The sequence below is a fragment of the Aquimarina sediminis genome (assembly GCF_002895435.1).
Classification (GTDB): Bacteria; Bacteroidota; Bacteroidia; order Flavobacteriales; family Flavobacteriaceae; genus Aquimarina; species Aquimarina sediminis.
In genome coordinates this window covers 23,850-48,700 of the sequence record NZ_POYJ01000016.1, presented here as the reverse complement: position 1 = coordinate 48,700, position 24,851 = coordinate 23,850, and the positions used below count along the sequence as shown (strand labels likewise).

20 protein-coding genes are annotated in these 24,851 nt (G+C 33.5%); all 20 read left to right on the top strand.

Features of this window, described 5'->3' with window-relative positions; translation table 11 throughout:
* Positions 1-51: 51 nt before the first annotated feature.
* The 20 genes from kbl to C1X07_RS23085 all read left to right on the top strand — a co-directional run bounded on the left by kbl (position 52) and on the right by C1X07_RS23085 (position 24,808).
* The gene (kbl, locus tag C1X07_RS23180) at positions 52-1,239 is read left to right on the top strand and encodes a glycine C-acetyltransferase (protein ID WP_103072441.1); all 1,188 of its coding nucleotides are present in this window, start codon (positions 52-54) and stop codon (positions 1,237-1,239) included.
* 344 nt (positions 1,240-1,583) lie between these two features.
* A complete protein-coding gene (locus tag C1X07_RS23175) occupies positions 1,584-2,414 on the top strand; it encodes a prephenate dehydratase (protein ID WP_103072440.1) in 831 nt (276 codons plus the stop codon).
* Positions 2,411-3,604: a pyridoxal phosphate-dependent aminotransferase gene (locus tag C1X07_RS23170; RefSeq protein ID WP_103072439.1), complete on the top strand. Its 1,194-nt coding sequence runs from the start codon at positions 2,411-2,413 to the stop codon at positions 3,602-3,604. Before C1X07_RS23175 ends, C1X07_RS23170 begins: the two co-directional genes overlap by 4 nt.
* Positions 3,605-3,614: 10 nt before the next feature.
* Positions 3,615-4,463: a prephenate dehydrogenase gene (locus tag C1X07_RS23165; protein WP_103072438.1), complete on the top strand. Its 849-nt coding sequence runs from the start codon at positions 3,615-3,617 to the stop codon at positions 4,461-4,463.
* Between the two features lie 63 nt (positions 4,464-4,526).
* Positions 4,527-5,609 carry a bifunctional 3-deoxy-7-phosphoheptulonate synthase/chorismate mutase type II gene (locus C1X07_RS23160; RefSeq protein ID WP_103072437.1) on the top strand — a complete coding sequence of 361 codons (1,083 nt, stop codon included), beginning with the start codon at positions 4,527-4,529 and terminating at the stop codon, positions 5,607-5,609.
* A gap of 631 nt (positions 5,610-6,240) precedes the next feature.
* On the top strand, positions 6,241-7,191 hold the full coding sequence (rsgA, locus tag C1X07_RS23155) for a ribosome small subunit-dependent GTPase A (protein ID WP_103072436.1): 951 nt from the start codon (positions 6,241-6,243) through the stop codon (positions 7,189-7,191).
* A 210-nt stretch (positions 7,192-7,401) separates the two neighbouring features.
* Positions 7,402-7,854, top strand: coding sequence for a D-aminoacyl-tRNA deacylase (gene dtd, locus C1X07_RS23150; protein WP_103072435.1), 453 nt, complete (start codon positions 7,402-7,404; stop codon positions 7,852-7,854).
* Positions 7,855-7,874: 20 nt separating this feature from the next.
* Positions 7,875-9,791: a DUF3857 domain-containing protein gene (locus C1X07_RS23145; RefSeq protein WP_103072434.1), complete on the top strand. Its 1,917-nt coding sequence runs from the start codon at positions 7,875-7,877 to the stop codon at positions 9,789-9,791.
* A gap of 3 nt (positions 9,792-9,794) precedes the next feature.
* Positions 9,795-11,822: a transglutaminase domain-containing protein gene (locus C1X07_RS23140; protein WP_103072433.1), complete on the top strand. Its 2,028-nt coding sequence runs from the start codon at positions 9,795-9,797 to the stop codon at positions 11,820-11,822.
* A gap of 2 nt (positions 11,823-11,824) precedes the next feature.
* Positions 11,825-12,154, top strand: coding sequence for a nucleotide pyrophosphohydrolase (locus tag C1X07_RS23135; protein ID WP_103072432.1), 330 nt, complete (start codon positions 11,825-11,827; stop codon positions 12,152-12,154).
* A complete protein-coding gene (locus tag C1X07_RS23130; RefSeq protein ID WP_103072431.1) occupies positions 12,151-12,405 on the top strand; it encodes a hypothetical protein in 255 nt (84 codons plus the stop codon). The genes C1X07_RS23135 and C1X07_RS23130 overlap by 4 nt, the downstream gene beginning before the upstream one ends.
* A 1-nt stretch (position 12,406) precedes the next feature.
* A complete protein-coding gene (locus tag C1X07_RS23125) occupies positions 12,407-13,633 on the top strand; it encodes a 3-phosphoshikimate 1-carboxyvinyltransferase (protein ID WP_103072430.1) in 1,227 nt (408 codons plus the stop codon).
* Between the two features lie 166 nt (positions 13,634-13,799).
* Positions 13,800-14,849, top strand: coding sequence for a tRNA preQ1(34) S-adenosylmethionine ribosyltransferase-isomerase QueA (gene queA / locus C1X07_RS23120; RefSeq protein WP_103072429.1), 1,050 nt, complete (start codon positions 13,800-13,802; stop codon positions 14,847-14,849).
* A 293-nt stretch (positions 14,850-15,142) separates the two neighbouring features.
* On the top strand, positions 15,143-16,066 hold the full coding sequence (locus C1X07_RS23115; protein WP_103072428.1) for a chalcone isomerase family protein: 924 nt from the start codon (positions 15,143-15,145) through the stop codon (positions 16,064-16,066).
* A gap of 145 nt (positions 16,067-16,211) precedes the next feature.
* Positions 16,212-17,252, top strand: coding sequence for a 23S rRNA (adenine(2503)-C(2))-methyltransferase RlmN (gene rlmN / locus C1X07_RS23110; protein WP_103072427.1), 1,041 nt, complete (start codon positions 16,212-16,214; stop codon positions 17,250-17,252).
* A 135-nt stretch (positions 17,253-17,387) separates the two neighbouring features.
* Complete coding sequence (locus C1X07_RS23105; RefSeq protein ID WP_103072426.1) at positions 17,388-18,365, top strand: polyprenyl synthetase family protein; 978 nt, start codon at positions 17,388-17,390, stop codon at positions 18,363-18,365.
* A gap of 148 nt (positions 18,366-18,513) precedes the next feature.
* Positions 18,514-19,083, top strand: coding sequence for an RNA polymerase sigma factor (locus C1X07_RS23100; RefSeq protein WP_103072425.1), 570 nt, complete (start codon positions 18,514-18,516; stop codon positions 19,081-19,083).
* Positions 19,073-19,885, top strand: a complete 813-nt coding sequence (locus tag C1X07_RS23095; protein WP_128755380.1) for a hypothetical protein — start codon at positions 19,073-19,075, stop codon at positions 19,883-19,885. Before C1X07_RS23100 ends, C1X07_RS23095 begins: the two co-directional genes overlap by 11 nt.
* Positions 19,886-19,967: 82 nt before the next feature.
* A complete protein-coding gene (locus C1X07_RS23090; RefSeq protein ID WP_103072423.1) occupies positions 19,968-21,035 on the top strand; it encodes a hypothetical protein in 1,068 nt (355 codons plus the stop codon).
* A gap of 518 nt (positions 21,036-21,553) precedes the next feature.
* Positions 21,554-24,808, top strand: a complete 3,255-nt coding sequence (locus C1X07_RS23085) for a fibronectin type III domain-containing protein (protein WP_128755379.1) — start codon at positions 21,554-21,556, stop codon at positions 24,806-24,808.
* Positions 24,809-24,851 lie beyond the last annotated feature (43 nt).

The window sequence follows — 24,851 nt, the reverse complement described above, 5'->3', positions numbered from 1 at the left end:
ATCTTTGCATAAAATATAAGATAATAATTAAAAGAATAAATACTAAGTAAGATGTTCTCAAATATAAAAGACGATTTACAAAAAGAACTAGATGAGATTGTTGCAGCTGGATTGTATAAATCCGAAAGAATAATCACAACACCACAAGGAGCTCAAATAGACACCACTCAAACTAAAGATGTATTGAATTTTTGTGCAAATAATTATCTGGGGCTTTCATCCCATCCAGACGTTATCGAAGCGGGCAAAAAAGCAATAGATTCTCATGGATATGGATTGTCATCTGTACGATTTATTTGTGGGACTCAGGACATTCATAAAGAATTAGAACAGAAAACAGCTGAGTTTTTGGGTATGGAAGACTGTATTTTGTATGCAGCAGCCTTTGATGCTAATGGAGGAGTCTTTGAACCAATCCTGGGACCAGAGGATGCAATTATTTCTGATGCTTTAAATCATGCTTCTATCATCGATGGAATTAGATTGTGTAAAGCAAAACGTTTCAGATATGAGCATAATAATATGGTAGATCTAGAAAAACAACTGCAATCAGCAGAAGGATCAAGACGTAAGCTTATTGTGACTGATGGGTCTTTTTCTATGGATGGCACTATAGCTCAATTAGATAAAATATGTGATCTAGCTGATAAATATAATGCTATGGTTATGATAGATGAATGCCATTCTACTGGGTTTTTAGGAAAAACCGGACGAGGTACACATGAGTATCGTAACGTAATGGGGCGTGTTGATATTATTACAGGAACATATGGTAAAGCGCTAGGTGGTGCTTCTGGTGGATTTACAGCGGCTAGAAAAGAGATTGTAGAAATGCTAAGACAACGCTCAAGACCGTATTTGTTTTCTAATACTGTAGCTCCTTCGATCGTAGGGGCATCAATAAAAGTGTTAGATGTGTTGAGTACATCTACCGAGCTTCGAGATAAGTTAGAAGAAAACACAAAATACTTTAGGTCCGAAATGACAGCAGCAGGGTTTGATATTATTCCTGGAGATCATCCTATTGTTCCGGTAATGTTATATGAAGCTAAACTAGCTCAGGAATTTGCAGCTAAACTACTTGAAGAAGGGATTTATGTTATTGGTTTTTTCTATCCGGTTGTTCCAAAAGGAAAAGCGAGAATTAGAGTGCAATTATCAGCAGGTCATGATCGTGATCACCTCGAAAAAGCAGTAAAAGCATTTACTAAAGTAGGTAAAGAGCTGAATGTGATATAAATACAAACGTTTGTTAGTGATTTAAATTATAGAAGATCCGTAGTGTACTTAAGGTTTTTCCTAGAATTTTTCATAAATGTGGATCAAAATTTCAAGATTTGATGATAATGTCACTGTGATAATGAAAAAAATCAAAAATAATTTTGAATAGCAATAGTTTTAGCTAATTTAGCAACATATTAATGAGACAATAATGAGCAATTTATTTACTTGGAACCGATTTTATTTTTTCTTCTTTTATTTTAAAAGAAAGATCGGGATCGCTATGTAAATAAATGAGCAGAAATTTATAAAACTAGAATCCCGATGAAAATCGGGATTTTTTTTTGAAATAAAGTTAAAAAATGAAGCAAAAAGTAGCCATACAAGGAGTAAAAGGATCGTATCATCATGGGGTGGCCCAAGCATATTTTGGGAGAGATATCGATGTAAATGAGTGTATGTCTTTCCAGGAGTTAGTATACAGCCTCGAGCATAACAAGAGTACCGATGCTGTTATGGCAATCGAAAATTCTATTGCTGGATCAATCATTCCTAACTACGCATACATAGATGAACATGATCTCACAATTAGAGGTGAATATTTTTTGCCAATCCATCACTGTTTGATGGCTTTAGAAGGGCAAAATATTTCTGACATCAAAGAAGTGTATTCTCATCCGATGGCTTTACTTCAATGCAAAGAGTTTTTTAGAGAAAAACCGCATATCAAATTAGTGGAGGATGCCGATACCGCAGATGTAGCTAAGAGAATCCATAAGAATCAATTAAAAGGAATTGCCGCAGTAGCAGGAGAAACAGCTGCAAACATTTATCAATTAAATATTTTGGCAAGAGAGATTCAGACGATCAAATCAAATAGTACCCGGTTTTTTATTTTGAATACAAAAGAAAATTCGAACGTAAAAAAAGAAGAAATAAATAAAGCCTCTTTAAAATTTTTGACAGATCATAAAAAAGGAAGCTTAGCTACAGTACTGAATGTAATGAGTGATTGCGGATTGAATCTAACAAAGATCCAGTCATTACCAATTATAAATATGCCTTGGAAATATTCATTTTTTGTAGATGTAACTTTTGCAGATTATAAAGATTATGAGAAAGCTATGTCTATTTTGAAAATAATGGCATTAGAACTAAAAGTATTAGGGGAATATAAAAATCAAAACGGATGAGCATTCAAACGGCAAAAAGATTAGAAACGGTAGAAGAATATTATTTCTCCAAAAAGCTAAGAGAGGTTAGAGAGCTTGTAGCTTCTGGAAAACCAGTTTTAAATATGGCGATTGGTAGTCCCGATTTAGATCCGCCAAAGGAAGTAGTGGAGGCTATTCAGGATGCTGTGCTCGTAGATGGAGCTCATAAATACCAGAGCTATCAAGGGTTGCCCGAATTAAGAGAAGCAATTGCAGATTTTTATAGTACAAAATATCAGGTGACTTTAGATCCCAAAAATGAGATTTTACCATTGATGGGGTCCAAAGAAGGAATTATGCATATTTCTTTAGCTTATCTTAATGCAGGTGATGAGGTGCTAGTGCCTAATCCAGGATATCCAACATACACTGCGGTGACTAATTTGGTAGGAGCAAAACCAATTTTTTATGATTTGGTTGAAGAGAATGGTTGGGAACCGGATTTTCATAGCCTTTCAAAAAAAGATTTAAGTAAAGTTAAAATCATGTGGGTAAACTATCCTAATATGCCAACAGGAGCTTCTGGAGATGATTCTCTTTTTGAGAAAATGATAGAATTTGCTAAAAAACATAGTATTCTATTGGTAAAAGATAACCCGTATAGTTTTATTCTAAATGATAGCCCAACAAGTATTTTGTCAATTAAAGGAGCAAAAGAAGTGGCTTTAGAATTAAATTCATTGAGTAAGACTTTCAACATGGCAGGGTGGCGTGTAGGTATGGTAAGTGGTAGCTCTGATAAGATTGATGCTATTCTTAAAGTGAAAAGTAATATGGATAGTGGGATGTTTCAAGGAATACAAAAAGGTGCAATAGCGGCTTTACGAATTTCTAATGAATGGTATGAAAAAATGAATTTGATCTATAAACAGAGAAGAGTATTAATATGGAAGTTGGCTGATATTTTGGGGTGTAGTTATGATAAAACGACCAAAGGTATGTTTGTATGGGCTAAACTACCTGAAGGAGAAGATGCTATAGAGTTTATTGATAAGATCTTGTATCAGAACGATATATTTATAGCACCAGGAGACATCTTTGGAAGTAACGGCAAAGGGTATATCAGATTTTCACTTTGTATTACCAAAGAAAATATTAAAGAAGCAATAGGGAGATTTGAAAACAAAGAAGTACGATTGACAAATGATAGAGTCAATCAAAAAATGTAACTCATAATAGATGAACGTATTTATATTAGGAATAGGGTTAATAGGTGGTTCTTTTGCCATTGATATTAGGGCAGCTTTTAATGATGCCAAAATTTATGGTGTTGACAACAATAAAGAAAACCTAGATAAGGCATTATCTCTTGGGCTTATAGATTATGTTTTAGGAATAGATGATGTAAGTCAGGCAGATGTAATAATAGTTGCTATTCCTGTAGATGCTACCGTAGAAGTGTTACCAGTTATTTTAGATAAAATAACTGATGATTGTTTAGTTTTTGATGTAGGTTCTACAAAATCAAAATTGTGTGATACCGTTTCTTTACACCCAAGACGTAGGAATTATCTGGCAGCGCACCCGATTGCGGGTACTGAGTTTTCGGGACCTCAGGCTGCGATTGCAAATTTGTATAGAGGAAAAACTAATATAATTTGTGAGGTAGAAAAAACGGCATTTAAATTACAAGAAAGAGGAATGGAGATTTTTTCGAGATTAGGTATGAGGATTCGATATATGGATCCGGCATCGCATGATAAACATATTGCATATGTTTCTCACTTATCTCACATAAGTTCTTTTATGTTGGGTAAAACGGTAATCGAAAAAGAGAAAAACGAAAGAGATATTTTTGATATGGCAGGAAGTGGTTTTGCTTCTACTGTTCGTTTAGCAAAAAGTTCACCAGCTATGTGGGCACCTATTTTTAAACATAATAAAGAAAATGTAATAGAAACTTTAGAAGAATATATTACGAATCTTACCCAGTTTAAAGAGTTAATGAAAAACGATGATTTCTTGGCGATTTATAAAGAGATGGAAGAGACAAATCATATAAAAACAATTCTTAATGGAATTGCATAAGAGAAAATAATATAGATAAATTAAAAAAATAAAAATAGATAACAGGTATTAATAATCAATAAAATGGAGAATAAGAAAGAACTAAGAAACTGGCTAGATGAATATAATCTGGATCACCCTTTGGTGATCGGAGGACCTTGCAGTGCAGAGACCGAAGATCAGATAGTTAAAATTGCACATCAACTTAAAGATTCTGATGCTACAGTGTTGAGAGCAGGAATTTGGAAACCAAGGACAAGACCTGGTAATTTTGAGGGAGTAGGAGCTTTAGGGTTAAAATGGTTGCAAAGAGCTAAAGAAGAAACAGGAATGAAGATTGCTACCGAGGTCGCAAATCCGCATCATGTAGAACTTGCGTTGGAGCATGGAGTCGATGTTTTATGGATTGGGGCTAGAAGTACTGTATCTCCTTTTATTGTTCAGGATATAGCAGATGCCTGTAAAGGAATTGATAATCCAGTATTGATAAAAAACCCGATTAATCCTGATTTGTCCCTTTGGTTAGGGGCTGTAGAGCGTTTTTACACTGCAGATGTAAAGAATTTGGGAGTTATTCATAGAGGGTTCTCAACATATGAAAAAACAAAATACAGAAATATCCCTGAATGGCAGATTCCAATTGATCTGCAAAATCGTTTTCCTGATCTACCATTGATTTTGGATCCTTCTCATATTGCAGGAAGAAGAGATCTGATATTTGATTTGTCGCAGACAGCTTTAGATCTTAATTTTGATGGGTTAATTGTAGAAACGCACTATGATCCTGATAACGCATGGAGTGATGCTAAGCAACAGGTTACACCAGAAACATTGATTCAATATATGAAAGATTTAAAAATTCGTAAAGAAATAGGCGAAGATGAAGCGTATCAAAAGGCACTTAGCGAGTTACGTGCTAAGATTGATATTGCAGATAATCAATTGTTAGAAGTTTTGTCAAAGAGAATGAAAATTTCTGATGATATCGGAAAAGTAAAAGCAAAGCAAAATGTTGCTATCCTACAATCTAAAAGATGGAATGAAATTCTGGGAAGAATGATTCTTGAAGGTGAAGAAAATGGATTAAGTGAAGAGTTTATATTGCGTATTTACAAAGCAATTCATCAAGAGTCCATTAATCATCAAAAAAAAGTGGCAAGAGGATAAAAAAAATACCACCTGCTATAATAAATATAGCAGGTGGTTATAATTGAAGTTTAGGTCATTTTGTTTTTCCTTTTAAAAATGCATCTGGTAGCATAAATGCCTTTAGCACCATAACTTTCTACTCCGCTATTGATAGTAACAGGGTCCAGGTCTTCAGAAGTATAGCGTTAATTTTTTGAGGTAACTATGGTGTTATTTACAACTGTGTTTTGAAAATGAATCCCAACGAGGTTATGGAAGTTGAGAAGTTTGGTTTCGTCAACCCATTTTGCCTTAGTTTCCCCTCTGTCAATTTGTTTCTTTTTTTTGCCAATACGAGTAGAGGATTATTCTTTGTAGTCTCTAGCTTCAATGGTAGATAATATTCTTGATTTATAGAGGTCATTTACGGCTATGGATTCTAAGGTAGTTTTAATTTGTTATTCATAAATCTTTTAAGCGATAATAGAATTAAAGCCTAGAGCAATAAAGGAAAGAAGTATTATCTTTTTCATGATTAATTTGAATTGAAAGATTAATATGTTCCGAATTAGTCAATAGTTCTACCAGAAAAAGACTTAATGAGGTGTGTTTTTTTTAATTAAAAGAAAAAATAGTTCTCAAAAATATTAATATTTGCATCTTTGTGATTATGACAGGTATTGTATATAAATCTACTGGAAGCTGGTATACCGTAAAAACTGATGTTGGGAAGGTCTATGAATGCCGAATAAAAGGTAAATTCAGGATTAAAGGTATTAAAAGTACCAATCCCGTAGCAGTTGGTGATTTGGTAGATTTTAAGCTAGAAAAGAATAATGATCAAGAGACAGGAGTCATAGAGTATATTCATGAAAGGCAAAATTACATTATTAGGAAATCTGTGAATTTATCAAAACAGACACACATTATAGCGTCAAATATAGATGTAGTCTTTTTGCTGATAACATTAAATAATCCAACGACTTTTACAACATTTATTGATCGCTTTTTGGTTACTGCAGAAGCTTATGGGATTAAAGCTGTACTCCTTTTTAATAAGATAGATACGTATAATGAAGATGAGCTTTTGGAGATCAAATATCTCGCAGCACTATATAGAAAAATAGGGTATGAGTGTATTGGTATTTCTGCAAAGACTGGCAAAAATGTAGACAAGGTAAAAACAATGATGAAAAATAAGGTAAGTATGTTTTCAGGACATAGTGGTGTGGGAAAATCTACCTTAATTAATACTATCGCTCCTGATTTATCCTTAAAAACAGCAGAGATAAGTGATCAACATCAACAAGGTCAGCACACTACCACTTTTGCAGAAATGTTTGATTTGAGTTTTGGTGCGCAGATTATTGACACCCCAGGAATAAAGGGCTTTGGTGTTGTAGACATGGATAAAGAGGAGTTGGGAGATTATTTTCCAGAATTTTTTGATCTAAAATCTGACTGTAAGTTTAATAACTGTTTGCATATTAATGAACCAAAATGTGCAGTAAAAAAAGCTTTAGATAATGAACAGATTGCCTGGTCTAGATATAAGAGCTATTTGCAAATTCTGGAAGGAGAAGAAGAGCATTATAGAAAAAACAACTACAACGAAGAATGATTTTTGCTAATTATGGCTTGCCAGCCTTTTATTTTTAATTTTTCGAAAAAAAACTTAAAAAAAAATCCTCGGTTTCAAAAAATGAAACTCTTACGGTGTATACTTGCACTATAAAATTATTAGTTCTGATAATTTACAACTCGATTTTGGGATAAAATCAACATGTTTTATGTCAAAAAAGTAAAATAGAGGTTTAAAAAACAATAATACATGAGAGCAGTAGTCCAAAGAGTCTCTGAAGCTTCGGTCAAAGTTGAAGATAAAATTATTTCTAGTATTAATCAAGGTTTACTTATTCTTATTGGTATCGAAGAAAAAGATACAAATGAAGATATAAATTGGTTGTCAGGAAAGATCTCACGCCTTAGAATATTTGCAGATCAAGATGATGTGATGAATAAAAGTATATTGGATATAGGGGGTGATGCCATAGTAGTAAGTCAGTTTACATTACATGCTAGTACCAAAAAAGGGAATAGACCTAGTTATATTAAAGCAGCAAAACCGGAAATAGCAATCCCGTTATATGAAAGTTTTGTAAAACAACTAGAATCAGATTTGGAAAAAAAAGTGGGTACAGGTATCTTTGGAGCTGATATGAAGATATCAATCCTTAACGATGGACCAGTTACCATTATTGTAGACACAAAAAACAAGGAATAATCTACCCCAAAATTTTTTATATGCAAAGAAAAGTGCTACTGGTCTCAGTTGTATTGGCAATATGGAGTATTGTTAAAGTAACAGCTCAAGACGACCTAAAATTACAATCGATATTTCTGGATTCTGTACTGACTAAAGATGCTAATGCAGTAGTTAGGTTAGAAAAAGTAACTGTAGAATTAAACTCTATTAATTCTGTAACTGTAAAAACCAAAAGAATTGTTACTGTACTGAATAAATATGGCAAAGGGTATGCAGATTCATATGAAGGGTATAGTCCTTCTGTGAAAATCAAAAAATTAGAAGCGACTGTATATGATGCCTTTGGTAAAGAAGTAAAAAAATACAAAAAGAAGGACTTTAATGACAGGAGTGTTTCAGATGGGATATCATTGATGAATGACGATCGTATAAAGTATTTTGAACATGTACCTTTAAATTATCCTTATACTCTTGCTTTCGAAAGTGAGGTAGAAAGTTCAACAACCGCATTTATAAGACCATGGAGGCCAGTTGTTGGTTATCGATTAAGTGTTGAAAAATCGATGTACGAAATTTTAAACCCTGAGAAGATTTTGCTAAGGATTAAAGAGGAAAACTTTAAAGGATATTCAATAGCATCTGATAAAACAGATCATAAGATCTCATTTTCAATTTCTAAAATTCCTGCAAAACTGCATGAAGTGTATTCTCCTTCTTTTTATAAAACCGTACCTGTTATGAAAGTAGCTTTAAACGATTTTTCGCTAGAAGGCGTAAAAGGGTCTGCAAATGATTGGAAATCATTTGGAAAGTGGCAATTTGATAATCTTTTGACGGGGAGAGATCAATTATCAGATGAGACCATCCAGGAAATTAGCCTAATAGTTGAAGGAGCTGAAACAAATAGAGAGAAAGCAAAATTAATATATGAATATGTTCAAAAAAAAACCAGATATATTAGTGTACAGTTAGGGATTGGAGGATGGATGCCTTTTCTGGCAGAAGATGTTGATCGATTAGGGTATGGAGATTGTAAGGCGCTTACCAATTACACCAAAGCACTTCTCGATAGTCAAAAAATACGGTCGTATTATACCATTGTATTTGGGGACAGAACTAAAAGAAGTATCGATTCTGGATTTGTGGGGATGCAAGGAAATCATGTTATTTTAAACATACCCGATGAGGAAGAAGATATATGGCTAGAGTGTACTAGTCAAACCATGCCATTTGATTTTATTGGTGATTTTACTGATGATAGAGATGTTTTGGTAATCACACCAGAAGGAGGTGAGATTAAAAGGACTAAGAAGTATGAACCCGAAGAGAACATACTACATACTACAGCTATAATTAACCTTGGAGTAGATAAATCCATGTCGGCTAGGATTAAAAGAGAATCACTAGGGTTGGAGTATGATTGGAATTATCATGTTCAGTTTGAAACTCCAAAAGACCAAAAAATACACTATAAAGAGTTTTGGGGTTATATTAATAATTTAGAGATAAATAAGATACAATTGGATGATCATAAGAACGAGATAAAATTTATCGAAAATATAGAGGTTTCAAGTGCTTCATTTTCAAAAAAAGTTGGTAATCGGTTGCTAATATCACCTAATGTTTTTTGCTGGGATCAAGGTAATTTGCCTAAGTACCAAGATAGAAAGACTTCTTTGATTATATCTAGAGGGTATATAAATACCGATGAATATGTAATTAACCTTCCTCAGGGATACATTACAGGGGATCTTCCAGAGAAGAAATCTATCGAAACAATTTTTGGCAAGTATACTTATGAGCTAGAAAAGATAAGCGAATCTCAGATTAAATTTAAAAGATATTTAAAAATAATAGATGGTACTTTTCCGAAAGAAAAATATGAAGAGTATCGAATATTTAGAGCACAAATTAAAAAAATAGATAAATCTAGAATTGCATTAAAAAAACAATAAATCATGAATAATTTTATTTACAAACTCGCACTGTTAGGTATACTATTATTCGGTGTTAGGGGCTTTTCTCAAAAACACGAATTTGGGAAAATATCAAAAGAAGAACTCACTGAGCATAGTTATGAATTAGATACTACGGCAAATGCTGTTGTTCTTTATGAGAAAAAGAGAGTATATTTTGAATACGATCAGGCAAATGGTTTTAGGCTCATTACAGACGTTTTTAAGAGAGTGAAACTCTATAATAAAAATGGTTTTGACGCTGCAAGTCATGAAGTCTTCCTCTATAAAAGTGGAGGAAGTAAGGAAAAAGTTAGTGGGCTGAAAGGAATTTCGTATAGTTTGCAAGAAGGGAAGATTGTTGAGGTTAAACTTAAAAAAGATGGGATATTTGAAAATGAATATTCAGAAAGATATGATCAAGTAAAGTTTACGATGCCAGCACTAAAGGAAGGCTCAGTAATTGACTATAAGTATAAGATAGTTTCTCCTTTTATTTTTAATATTGGACGAATAAGTTTACAACGTGAAATTCCAATAAAAAAACTTAAGGTAGCAGTAGAAATGCCAGAGTATTTTAATTTTAAAAAATTTACCACAGGATACCTGCCAATTAACTTTAAAGAATCAGTAAAAGATAGTAGAATTACTTTTACGAGTACGAGTAGAGTCCGTACCAGTCAATATACAAGTAGAGCTGGTGCGACGCGCAAACAGGATGTTGATTATAAGGTTATGGTAAATACTATTACTTCGGCTCATGTTCCTGCTTTTAAAAAAGAACCATATTCTGGTAATGCAGAAAATTATAAATCATCGATTTTTTATGAACTTCAGTTTACAAAGTTTCCTGATGGAGCAGTTAAAAGCTACTCGACTACCTGGGAAGATGTCGCAAAAACCATCTACCGAAGTGATAATTTCGGAAATGAATTAGCAAAAAGTAATTATTACAAAGACGACTTGGATAATCTGCTTAAAAATGTAAATACTCCTTCAGAGAAAATTCAATCTATCTATGGATATGTAAAGAAGAAAATGACATGGAATAAACAAAGATCCGTTTTTACAAGAGGAGGAGTAAGAAAAGCATATAAAGAAAACACAGGTAATTCTGCCGAGATTAATTTAATGCTTACATCTATGTTGTCTTATGCTGGATTGGATGCAAATCCTGTAGTAGTAAGTACAAGTGATAGGGTTATAGCTTTATTCCCTACATTGGATGGATATAATTATGTGATAGCAAGGGTTAAGTTGCCAAATGGAAAGATTTTGTATTTGGATGCAACAGATAAGTATGGTTTGCCAAATATTCTGTCCGATAGAGTAATTAGAGGTTCAGGTAGAGTAATTGCTAAGAATCATACTTCTCAAAATGTTGATTTAAGACCTAAAAAACCTTCAATGAATAGGTATAGCGTGCAATGCGAGATTGACAAAGAAGGTATGGTTAATGGTAAATTTAACGTTCGTCATATGGGGAACTTGGCACATGATTTTAGAGAAATACACGGTGCTAAAGACGAAGAGAGTAAGATTAAGAGGTTTAAGAAAAAATACAGCCTAGATGAGATTGAAGAATATACCATTAAAGGCGTAAATGAATACGGAAAAGGAGTTAGCGAAAGTTTTAATTTTATATCTTACGACCAGATTGAATTAATAGAAAATGAGATGTTTTTTTCTCCCTTACTATTTTTAAGAGATAAAGAAAATGTCTTTAAATCTGATGAAAGAAAATACCCTGTTGATTTTGGTTATGGTTATACTAACTCGTATATGGTAAGTGTTAAGATTCCTGAAGGGTACGAGGTGTCAGAATATCCACAATCAGGAGCATTTAAATTGCCAGAGAATATCGGTTCTTTTTCTTTTAGGTCAAATGTGGCAAATGGGGCAATACAGGTTGTAATTAGCGAGACAATTGCAACACCTTTTTTATTACCTGATTATTACCCTGTTTTAAAGCAATTTTATAATCAGCTTATCGAAAAAGAAAATGAACAAGTTGTTCTGAAAAAAATATAATAATGAATATCAAAAATGCACAAGAAGCCGTAGATGAATGGATAAAAAATCACGGAGTTAGATACTTTAATGAACTTACTAATATGGCACAACTTACAGAAGAAGTAGGTGAAGTTGCCAGGATTATCGCTAGACGATATGGAGAGCAAAGTGAAAAAGAAAGTGATAAAAATAAAGACCTGGGAGAAGAATTAGCAGATGTCTTATTTGTAGTACTATGTCTGGCTAATCAAACAGGAGTTAATCTCGAAGAGGCTTTTAATAATAAATTAGATATTAAGACAAAAAGAGATCACGATCGTCACCATAATAATGAAAAATTAAAAAAATGATAGCCACAATACTTTCATCAAAAAAATACTGGATTTCTGTATGTTTTGTAGGATTAGGTTTTATAATCATTTTTAGTGTTATCGAGTATTTCATGCAATATGGTGTTCAAACCTGGGATGTTTTTATAAAAGAAAGAATTGAAAATCAACAATGGATGCGTTATCTATTGTCACGAATTGTTGGTGGATTAGTATATGGTATGATTATGGGGTATTATTTTGAATTAAGAAAACGAAAATCAAATCGATAGCATGAATTTGAAATTAGAGCATATTTCGAATGTAAAAAACAGTACATTACAAATTACTGGATCAAAGAGTGAGACAAACAGATTGCTGATACTTCAGGCACTTTATCCGAGTATAAGCATAGACAATATATCCAATAGTGATGATTCGGAACTGATGCAAAAAGCATTGCAAAGTGATGAAACTATAGTGGATATTCATCATGCTGGTACTGCAATGCGATTTCTTACAGCGTATTTTGCTGTTAAAGAAGGTAGAGAAACTGTACTTACCGGTAGTAAAAGAATGAAAGAAAGACCAATTAAGATATTGGTTGAAGCATTGAAACAGTTAGGTTGTGAAATTAGTTATGAAAATGAGCATGGATATCCTCCAATAAGAATTCAAGGTAAAAAACCTGAGATTCATAGTGTTTCTTTACAAGCCAATGTAAGTAGTCAATATATTTCTGCCTTAATGTTAATAGCTTCCTCTTTGCCAGAAGGACTAGAGATTTTGTTAGAAGGTAAGGTAACTTCGGTGCCTTATATTAATATGACCTTAAGCCTGCTTAGTGATGTAGGGATTCAAGGCAGTTTTAATGATAATAAAATTACTATTGGAACTCATAAAAAAGCTCTTTCAAAAAATATAGTCGTAGAATCAGATTGGAGCTCAGTGTCATACTTTTATAGTATTGTAGCACTATCACATAATACAACTATTACTATTGGAAGCTATAAAAAAGAGAGTTATCAAGGAGACTCTTCTCTCGCAGAGATATATAAAGACCTTGGAGTAGAAACGATTTTTGGTGAAAATGTAATAACATTAAGAAAATTATCAAAAACAACTGAATTTATTAAGGATGGATTGGATTTGTCTAATTCTCCAGATATTGCTCAGACTATAGCTGTAACATGCTTTGGACTTGGTGTTGGATGCTTTCTTACGGGATTACATACTTTAAAAATCAAAGAAACAGATCGTCTTGAAGCGTTGAAATCTGAAATCGAAAAATTAGGAGGAACAGTGCATATAACTGAAGATACTCTGCGATTAGAACCTTCTGAAGAAATAAATAAAGATATTACTATTTCAACATATAATGACCATCGTATGGCTATGGCATTTGCACCTCTGGCGTTAAGAACATCATTGTATATTGAAGAAGCCAATGTTGTTTCAAAATCGTATCCCGATTTTTGGTCTGATTTAGAAAAATTAGGATTTAAAATGATAGAAGATTAATATGAGGATACATCTGTTAGGTACACTCTTTTGTTAATTGGATTTGTAGGTGGATTTTTATCTAACAATTGAGGAACATGTTCTTAAATATGTAAATATATGTCGATTTACTTGACAACCCCTATTGCAAGATTGTATATTTGCATCTTCAAAAAAATAAATACGAATGAAGCTATCACATTTCAATTTTAATCTCCCACAAGAGTTGTTGGCAGAATATCCAGCTGAAAATAGAGACGAGTCTCGCTTAATGGTTCTTAATAGAAAAGAACAAACCATAGAGCATAAGCAATTTAAAGATCTTATAAATTATTTTGAGCCAAATGATGTGATGGTGGTTAATAATACTAAGGTTTTTCCTGCAAGATTGTATGGAAACAAAGAAAAAACAGGAGCTAGAATTGAAGTGTTTTTGTTACGCGAGTTAAATTCTGAAACACGCTTATGGGATGTTCTAGTTGACCCAGCAAGAAAGATACGTATCGGTAATAAACTGTATTTTGGAGATGATGAAAGTTTAGTAGCAGAAGTAATAGATAATACTACTTCTAGGGGGCGTACCTTACGTTTTTTGTATGATGGTTCTTATGATGAATTTAGGCAAAAACTTACAGACTTAGGAGAAACGCCTTTGCCAAAATATATTAAAAGAGATGCAGAACCAGAAGATGAAGAAAGATATCAAACAATATATGCCAAAAATGAGGGAGCTGTAGCTGCTCCAACCGCGGGACTTCATTTCTCTAAACATTTAATGAAAAGATTAGAGATAAAAGGAGTGGATTTTGCGGAGATAACTCTGCATGTAGGTTTGGGAACATTCAATCCAGTAGAGGTTGAAGATTTATCTAAGCATAAGATGGATAGTGAAGAGGCATACGTTACGGCTAATGCTGCTAATGTAATTAATAATGGGATTGAAAATAAACAAAAGATTTGTGCAGTAGGTACTACGGTAATGAGAGCTCTTGAAAGTTCTGTGTCATCAGAAAGAACATTAAATGAGTTTAGAGGGTGGACAAATAAATTTATTTTTCCGCCTTATGATTTTAGTATTGCAAATTGTATGATTACAAATTTTCATACGCCAAAATCAACCTTGTTAATGATGGTTTCTGCATTTGCAGGACATGATTTTTTGAAAGAAGCTTATGAAGAAGCTGTAAAAGAAAAATATAAATTTTACTCTTATGGAGATGCAATGTTAATCATCTAAAGAGCAAAATTAAGTATAATTTATACCCTACTAATGTAAGAATTTAGTAGGGTTTTTTGGTATGGCTCTAGAAATTAGCATGTTAAATTCCTTTTTTGCAAAAAAAACACTATTTTCGATGCCTCAAAAAAATACGGTAAAACCATAATTGGTTCAAAATAACCTATAAACGATTAATAACGATTTTTATCGAAAAAGATCTTATATGTGGTTAGTAAACGTACTTTTTATAGATTTGTATCGTTTTTTTGTGTGTTCCAAATTTTGAAAAGAGAATTAAACCTAATTATAGAATGAAGAAAGTAATTTATTACGCGGCATTTTTTTGCACTGTTTTTTCTTATGCGCAAACCAAAGCAGGCGGTGTTCACTTTAATGATGTTGATGTTTTTGATAAAGAAGAATTAATGCTTAACGGTGCAGGAGCAAGAGAAAAACTCTATGCAATGGCACTGTATTTAGATTTTGAAGTAGATGGAGTTGAAGATGGTGTAAGAGTAGCAGAAAAAGATGTTACGATGGCTATTACTATCAAAATTACTTCTTCGGTAACAGATGAGGAGTTTAAAGATATTATAAGAAACGGCTTAGAAAGAGCGACAGATGGTAATAGTTATCTGTTAGAAAACCAGATCAGAGATTTTTTAAATTTTCTCCCCGATCAGATTAATAAGTTTGATATTTTTAGAGTGCTCTATGTTAAAGGAGGAAAACTTACCCTGTACAAAAATAAAGATCTGCTGGGAACCATAAATAGCAAGGAATTTAAAAAGGCATTGTTTAAGATCTGGTTAGGAGAGAACCCTGTTGATGACGAGTTAAAAGAAAGCTTATTGGCGTCCTATGAACCTAATCCTATATTAGGAAGATGGAAAACGTATGACAAAAAAACTGGAGTAGCAATTAGTATTGTTCAGTTATATATCATAGAAAACAAAGTTTATGGAACAATACAAAGGATGTTGCGTATATCAGAACGAGATGCTATTTGTTACGAATGTCAAGGAGCAGATAAGAACCAAAATGTAGAAGGGTTAGTAATATTAAAGAATTTGGTTTTAAAAGGGAATAAATATGTGAATGGGAAATTTACCAATATCAAGAATGGTAGAGTTTCAGATTGCCAGATTTGGATTGAAGAGGATAACAAGGATATTCTTAATGTGAAATATAAAGGTGGCGGGGGAGTTCATGAATGGAAAAGAGTAAAGAAATAATACAATCATCCGTAAATTGATGATTTATAAAAGAAAAAACTTAACAAAACCCTCAAAAAATATTTTTTGAGGGTTTTGTTAAGTTATAATAAAGAATAGGGATGTCTGCCAGAGTACCGTTTTATCTTTTTACTTTTGCAAAAGTATGGATGTGAAGAAAAAAGACATAAGAGCATTAACAAAAGATCAGTTACGATTTTTCTTTGAAGAGAATGGGGATAAACCATTTAGAGGTAATCAGGTGTATGAATGGTTATGGAGTAAAGGAGCACATAGTTTTGAAGATATGACAAATATCTCTTTAGCTACCAGAAGAATGCTTCAGGAAAATTTTATAATTAATCATATCCGAGTGGATCAAATGCAGCGTAGTACAGACGGTACTATAAAAAATGCAGTAAGATTACATGATGGATTGATTGTAGAATCTGTTTTGATCCCTACACCAACAAGAACCACAGCTTGTATTTCTTCGCAAGTAGGGTGTAGTTTGGATTGTAAGTTTTGTGCTACAGCTAGACTTAAAAGAATGAGAAACCTTAACCCCGATGAGATTTATGATCAAGTCAAAGCTATAGATAACGAAAGTAGATTGTATCATAATCGACCATTATCAAATATAGTGTTTATGGGGATGGGAGAGCCTTTGATGAATTATAAAAATGTAATAAAGGCAATTGATAAAATTACTTCTTCTGAAGGAATGGGTATGTCTCCAAAAAGAATCACTTTGTCTACTTCTGGTGTTCCCAAGATGATTAAAAAAATGGCAGATGATGATGTTCGGTTTAATTTGGCTGTTTCATTACATTCTGCAATAGATGAAGTGCGTACGTCAATTATGCCTTTTAATTCTACATTTCCTCTTGCGGACCTAAAAGAATCTTTAGAATACTGGTATGAGAAGACTAAAAGCAGAATTACTTATGAATATGTCGTGTGGAAAGGGATTAATGATAGAAAGGAAGATATAGATGCATTAATAAGATTTTGTTCTTATGTTCCATGTAAAATAAATCTTATTGAGTATAATCCAATCGATGATGGAGAATTTCAGCAAGCGTCAAATAAGGCAATAGATAATTATATTAGTGCACTAGAATCTAGAAATATTGTAGTAAATGTTCGTCGTAGTCGAGGAAAAGACATAGATGCTGCATGTGGTCAATTAGCGAATAAGTCCTAAATAAACCTTTAAATAACCCTAAGGTTTGTTTATTTGAAGTTAATATGTTTATATATGGAAGGATCTGTTTAAAATAAAAAACTATTTGCATTATATTCGCATAATCATAAAAAAGACAGAATCAAATACGGTATATTGAAAGTCGTAGAACAAATAAAATTACCAATCATTGATGAGATGGAGCTTTTTGAACAAAAGTTTTCACAATCGATGACTTCTAAAGTAGCCTTACTTAATAGAATTACTCATTATATAGTAAATAGGAAGGGTAAGCAGATGAGGCCTATGTTTGTCTTTCTGGTCTCTAAAATGGTATCAGGAGGCGAGGTAAATGAACGTACTTATCGTGGTGCCTCTGTTATAGAACTGATTCATACTGCCACTCTTGTTCATGATGATGTTGTAGATGATTCTAATCAAAGAAGAGGCTTTTTTTCTATAAATGCCCTCTGGAAAAACAAAATTGCCGTTTTAGTAGGTGATTACTTATTATCAAAAGGGTTACTGCTATCTATTGACTACGGTGATTTTGATCTTCTTAAAATAATTTCTGTGGCTGTTCGTGAAATGAGCGAAGGAGAGTTACTGCAAATCGAAAAAGCCAGAAACCTAGATATCACAGAAGAGGTGTATTACGAAATAATACGCCAGAAAACGGCAACCTTGATAGCAGCTTGTTGTGGATTAGGAGCTTGTTCTGTTACTCCTGGTTCTGATAATGTAGAAAAGATGAGGAAATTTGGAGAGCTTATCGGTATGGCTTTTCAGATCAAAGATGATTTATTTGATTATGGAGATACAGCTATCGGAAAACCAACGGGTATTGATATCAAAGAGCAAAAAATGACACTTCCTCTTATTTATACATTAAATCACTGTACTAAAGAAAAAAAGAAGTGGCTTATTAATTCTGTAAAAAATCATAACAAGGATAAAAAAAGAGTTAAAGAGGTTATAGATTTTGTAAGAGTAAGCGGAGGACTGGAGTACGCAATAAAAATAATGCACCAATTCAAAAATGAAGCTCTTTCTATTTTATCTGATTATCCGGATTCAGACTATAAATCTTCTTTAGAGCTGATGGTTGATTATGTTATTGATAGAAAAAAATAATAGACAAAAAAACTTGTAGCCATTAGGTTTGATAGGTATTTGTGTTTTCTATTGAATACTTCTCGAAAAAAACTTGCATATACCAGACAACCCTTTTGATTTAATTCTCGTCTATGTAAATAGAAAGTTTAATTAATTCAATTTGCTATTGAAAGTTATTCAGTTTTATAAAAACGAAACTCAACTTATTCGACGGGCTGCGAAACAATATCGTGATGCACAACATCAGTTATACAATCAATATGCGCCCAAAATGCTTAGTGTATGCAGGAGATACATTAAAGATGTTCACTTCGCAGAAGAAGTAATGCTAGGAGGGTTTTTGAAAGTCTTTACAAATTTAAACAAATTCAAATTTGAGGGAAGTTTTGAAGGATGGATACGGAGAATTATGATTAATGAGTCGATTACATTTTTGAGAAAAGAAAAACAGATTCTTTTTATTGAAGAAGTAACAAGTTACAGAGAAGAGTCCTGGAATAATATCAACATAGAATTAGAAGTAGATCAGATTCAGGAACTGATAGATAGCCTGCCAGAAGGATATAGGATGGTGTTTGTATTATACGCTGTAGAAGGATACAAACATAAAGAGATTGCAAAAATGCTGGAAATTTCTGAAAACACTTCAAAATCACAACTTTTTAAGGCAAGAAGAATGCTACAGCAAAAGTTAAATAAACAAAACAACATGAGTAATGGCACCATTGAAATTTGAAGATAAGGTAAAAGAAAAACTAGAGCAACGTGTTATGGAACCTTCAAAAGAGTCTTGGGGCAGATTAACGACTCAATTAGATGATGCTCAAAACCAAAAAAAGAAAATTAAAAAAATATGGAAGTATGTTATTGCTGCTAGCTTTGTTGGAATTTTAGTTATCACATCTATTGTTGTAAGTGAAAAATCAGCTATAAAAGACTATAATCCTCAGATGGTTGATAATAAAAAAGAAATAATAAAGACAGAAGATGTAGAGATAGTTCTGGATGCAGATAAAAAACAAAAACTGACCAAGAAAAATCATTTTGAAGCTTTTGAGGATAATCCTGTGAAAAATGGTGTTATCATGTCTAATCAGAAAGAAGAAAATGATATTGTGGAGAAGGTAAATGTCGTGGTAAAAAATAATTTGACCTATGAGATGGTTGCAAAAAAGGCTATAGAAAACAAAACAGAAGTAAAAGTTGTAGAAAATAATAAAGAAACAATTATAAAAGATCACATATTACCAATTGATTCTTTGGTAACAGAAAATAAAGTTGCTCAGGTAGTTGCTCAGATTAAAGAGCTGCAAAAAAATCAGGCACAAGTGACAGATTTAGAGATAAATGAGTTGTTGCTGGCAGCACAAAGAGAAATCAAAACAGAACAAATACTAAAATCTAATACAGTGAGTGCAGCTTCTCTTTTACAAGATGTAGAAGAAGAACTAGATGAAACTTTCAAACAACGTGTTTTTGAAGCGCTTAAAACAGGTTTTTATAAAGTTAAAACTGCTGTTGTTAGACGAGACAATTAGAATTATTCATCAATCAAATCGGCAATCTCTCTCTCCCTCTTGTGAATAGAGAGAGGTTGCTAAACAGTAAACTCAAAAGAACATGAAAACATTAGTTATGATAGCTACATTAGTAGCCATGGTACTCTCTACCCAATTGTTAAATGCACAAAATGAGCATAAAAATGATGCTGTAGAGAAGCTTATAGAACAAAAAGAAAGAGTTATAGATGTTGAAAAAAAAGCACTTAAAAAGAAAGTTGAAGAGATTAATGAAAGGTTGTTTAATAGAGAAATAACAAAAAAAGAAGCACAACAACTTAAGGAAACAGTAGCAAAAAAGCATGCACTTAATATCGAAAATAGAATAGCAATCATCAACAATAAAATCGAATTGTTAGAGCGTAATGGATTGGAAAATATAAATACAGAAGATCCTAAAATATTTATCGGGATTAATACTGCAGAAGAAAATGCAGATGTTTTACTAGGATTAAAGATAAACACAGGAAAAGAAAGAGAAGTAAAATATGATATACGTACCACCTCGAATGTGGTGTTGGCCTTTGGGCTTAATAATGCAATTGTAGAAGGGCAATCTTTAGACAATTCTGATTATAAGATCGCCGGAAGTAGGTTTTTTGAAATTGGATGGGCTTGGAAAACTAGAGTTTTCAAAAATACCAACTTTTTAAGAGTTAAATACGGTCTTTCATATACTTCTAATGGATTAAAACCCACTGATAATAGGTATTTTGTTCAAAACGGAAATCAAACATTATTAGAAGAATTTAGGGTAGAATTGGATAAGTCCAAATTCAGGATGGATAATCTTGTAGTTCCGGTACATTTTGAATTTGGTTCATCCAAGGTAACCGAAACCGAGAATAGTATAAGGTATTCTACTGCGCATAGTTTAAGACTTGGATTAGGAGGGTATGCGGGGGTAAACATAAGTACTCGACAAAAGTTAAAGTATAAGGAAAACGGAGATAATGTTAAGGATAAAATCAAAAGAGATTATAATACAAGCGATTTGATATATGGATTAAGTGGGTATGTTGGAGTTGGGGATATGTCCTTTTATATCAAATATGATTTATCTCCAATTTTTAAAAATGCAGAGATTGATCAAAACAATGTGTCGTTAGGTTTGCGTTTTGACTTTTAATCGATAAAAGTATGTGTATGATTTCCCGTATATTTTGTCTATTTACTTAATACCGATATACAAAATATCTGTAATTTTTTATTTAAAAATTAAATAGTGACGGTTTTAAAAGAGCGATATCCATATATCGCTCTTTTTGTGTTTTAAACTTGGTCAAGTGTTTAAGTTATAATTCCTACGTCAGAATATATCTATTACCCTACTAAATCAATATGTTAAGAAGGGGGTATTCTTTATGTTAAATAATTCACTAATACATTAAAATTGTTAAATATAACATTTTGCATTAAACCCTTATTGATATTATGGTTTTAGCGTAACTATTTGTGCGTAAGTATTTTATGACATTATATTTTTTTGTTTCTTATTGAAATATTCTATATTTATCCAAGTCATATTGTTGAAATAATTCTTTCCAAATTAACTACCGATTTTACATTTTTTGCCTCAAAATGTAAGTCGTCACTACTTATGCGGAAATTGGTATAAAATCGAACAATTAACCAAATTTCACTCATATGAAAACAAATTTTATTTATTTAACATTTTTCATGCTCTGTAGTTTCGGACTACTAGCACAAAAAGGAGTTGTCAAAGCAAGTTCGACTGGTCAAGCAGTGTACATGAAAGAAATTCCCGCACTTTCTAGTATGAAGAATATTATTTCTGCTAAAGGAATAATAAAGCATGGTAGAGAAAAACAACGAGGGAAAAACAATTTCGTACCTGGTAAAGGGCTTCCAAAAGCTGGTCAGTTCGACCCTTTAATGAAGAACCAGCAAAAATCGATGAAAGCTGCTATTTCCACAGAGGTTGCAAATTTTGTTGCCCATCAGGGTAATAGTACACCTACTGACCCAACTGGGGCAATTGGACCCAATCACTATGTTTATGCTTTTAATTCAGGTTTTGGTATTAAGGATCGAAATGGGAATGTGTTATTAGCAGAGGCTTCTTTGGCTACGATATTCCCTGGTGAGAGCTTGGGAGACCCAATCGTAGTTTATGACAATTTTGCACAACGCTTTATTATTATGCAATTTAGTAACACCCCTAATGGTTTCTTGATTGCAATTTGTAAAGGAGCCGATCCAGTAAATGACGGCTGGTATACATATAGATTTAATACAGGAACATTTCCAGATTATGAAAAATTATCTATCTGGAGCGATGGGTATTATATAACAGCCAATAAGGATCAAAATGCTCCTGATACTAATGATGTTGTATTTGCTGTAGAAAGAGATAAAATGCTCGTTGGAGATGCATCAGCGCAGATGGTTGGTTTCCCATTGCCAGGAGCAGAAACTAGTGGTTTCTATAGTCCTGGAGGACTTAATGCTACAGGTACAACTTTGCCTCCAGTAGGAACGGGCTGTTCAATTGTATACTTGCAAGATGATAGCTGGACTGGTGTTTCACAGGATCATATAAAGATGTGGACAACTAATGTAGACTGGGTAACCCCAGCGAATTCTACAATATCTCAACCTGTACAAATTATTACCTCACCTTTTGATAGTGTATTTGATGGAGGATCATTTTCTAATTTACCTCAGCCTAGTGGTGGTGATATAGATGCGTTGCAGGCAACAATGATGTATATGACGAATTATAGACGTTTTGGAACTCATAATTCTGTTGTTATGAATTTTGTAGTAGATTTAAATGGAAATGATAGCTTGGCTGGTATTCGCTGGTATGAACTTAGACAGACAGGTGATGGTCAGCCTTGGACAATTCATCAAGAAGGGACATATGTACAGCCTGATGGGCATAGTGCGTTCTCTGGTTCTATAGCAATGGATGGGCAAGGTAATATAGGTCTTGGGTATACTGTGGTTAGTACCTCAGTTTTTCCTGCTATTAGATATACAGGAAGATTAGCAAGTGACCCTCCTGGTACAATGACATTGGCAGAACAGGTTGCTGTAAATGGGACCCAGTCTGATCCTCATACTAGATATGGTGATTATGCACAAATGACTATAGATCCAGTTGATGACGCAACTTTCTGGCACATTGCAGAGTATTTTGATGGAGGATTTAGAAAAAATCATGTTGTAGCCTATAAGTTGCAACCCGATACTCCGGATACAGATCCTCCTACAGTTCCTGCAAATTTAAGTGCATCTAATACTACTGATGTTTCTACTTCATTGAGCTGGGATGCATCTACTGATAATGTAGGAGTTACTGGATATGATGTGTATCAGGATGGTGTAGTAGTAGCAACTGTAGCTACAACCACAGTGGATATTACTGGGTTAACGGCAAGTACATCTTATGCTTTCTCTGTAATAGCAAAAGATGCGGCAGGAAACCAATCAGGAGCAAGCGCAACACTTACTGTTACTACACTTGCGCCTGATACTCAGGCACCAACTGTTCCTGCAAATTTAGTAGCATCTAACACTTCTGCGAATCAAACTACCTTAACTTGGGATGCGTCTACCGATAATGTAGGTGTTGTAGGATATGATGTATTACAAGATGGAGTAGTGGTTGCTACTGTAACAGATACGACTGTTGTCGTGACAGGTCTTTCTCCTGAAACTACTTATGAGTTTAAGGTGTTAGCTAAAGATGCTGCAGGAAATGCATCAGCTACCAGTACACCAATAAGTGTAACTACTCCAGCAGCAGCAGGATGTTTAAATGGGGTTGCTCTTCCGTATAGCGAAAGTTTTGAAAGTAACTTTGGAGAATGGACACAAGCATCGGGAGATGATCTGAATTGGATAAGAAAAACTGGAGGTACACCTTCTAGTAATACAGGACCTTCAGGGGCAGATGATGGATCAACCTATATCTATGTTGAAGCATCTGGAAATGGTACAGGATACCCAAACAAAAGAGCAATTCTTAATTCTCCTTGTATTGACCTTGGTGGTGCTACAGAAGCAGTATTCTCATTTAGATATCATATGTATGGTGCTGGTAATTTTGGTTCATTAGATGTAGAAGCGAGTAATGATGAAGGAGTAACCTGGACTAGTATTTGGAGTAGAAGTGGAAACCAGGGTAATTCTTGGCAAACCGCAACAATCGATTTGGCTGCCTACCTTGGTTCAGGAGTACAGTTAAGATTTAATCGAGTAACAGGGAATACCTGGAGAGCTGATGCAGCAATTGATGGGATATCAGTTACAACAGGAACTACTGGAGGGAATTGTACATCTGGAGATTTAACGCTAAGTATAACTTTTGATAACTACCCACAAGAAACCTCTTGGACAGTTGTAGATGCTGCAGGAACAACTGTCGCGTCAAATAACTATTCTACGGCGAATCCAGATGGATCTACTGTTACAGAGACGATTAGTGGACTAGTAGCAGGGGATTATACTTTTACAATTTTTGACTCTTTTGGAGATGGTATTTGTTGTTCATATGGTAATGGATCTTATACTTTATCAAGTAGTGCAGGAACTATTGTATCAGGAGGAGACTTTGCTAGTTCTGAAGCTACAGGATTCTGCGCTGAAGGATCTGGTGTAAGGTTAGAAACTTATGAGTTAGCAGATTTCGACTCAAATGACAAACGATTTATGCTATATCCGAACCCAGTAAGTGGTATTTTAAACATCTCCGTAGGTAAAACACCAATCGAAAATTTAGAGATTTTCTCTATGTTTGGTCAATTGGTTAGAACTGTTAATAACAAGAATGTTAATCAGGTTGATGTGAGTAATCTTCCGGCTGGAACATATTTTGTTAGAATTACTGCAGAAGAAAATGTAGTGACTAGAAGTTTTGTGAAAAAACAATAAATTTTAGGAAACTTAAAAAAATAGTAAGAATGTGAGGCTGTCT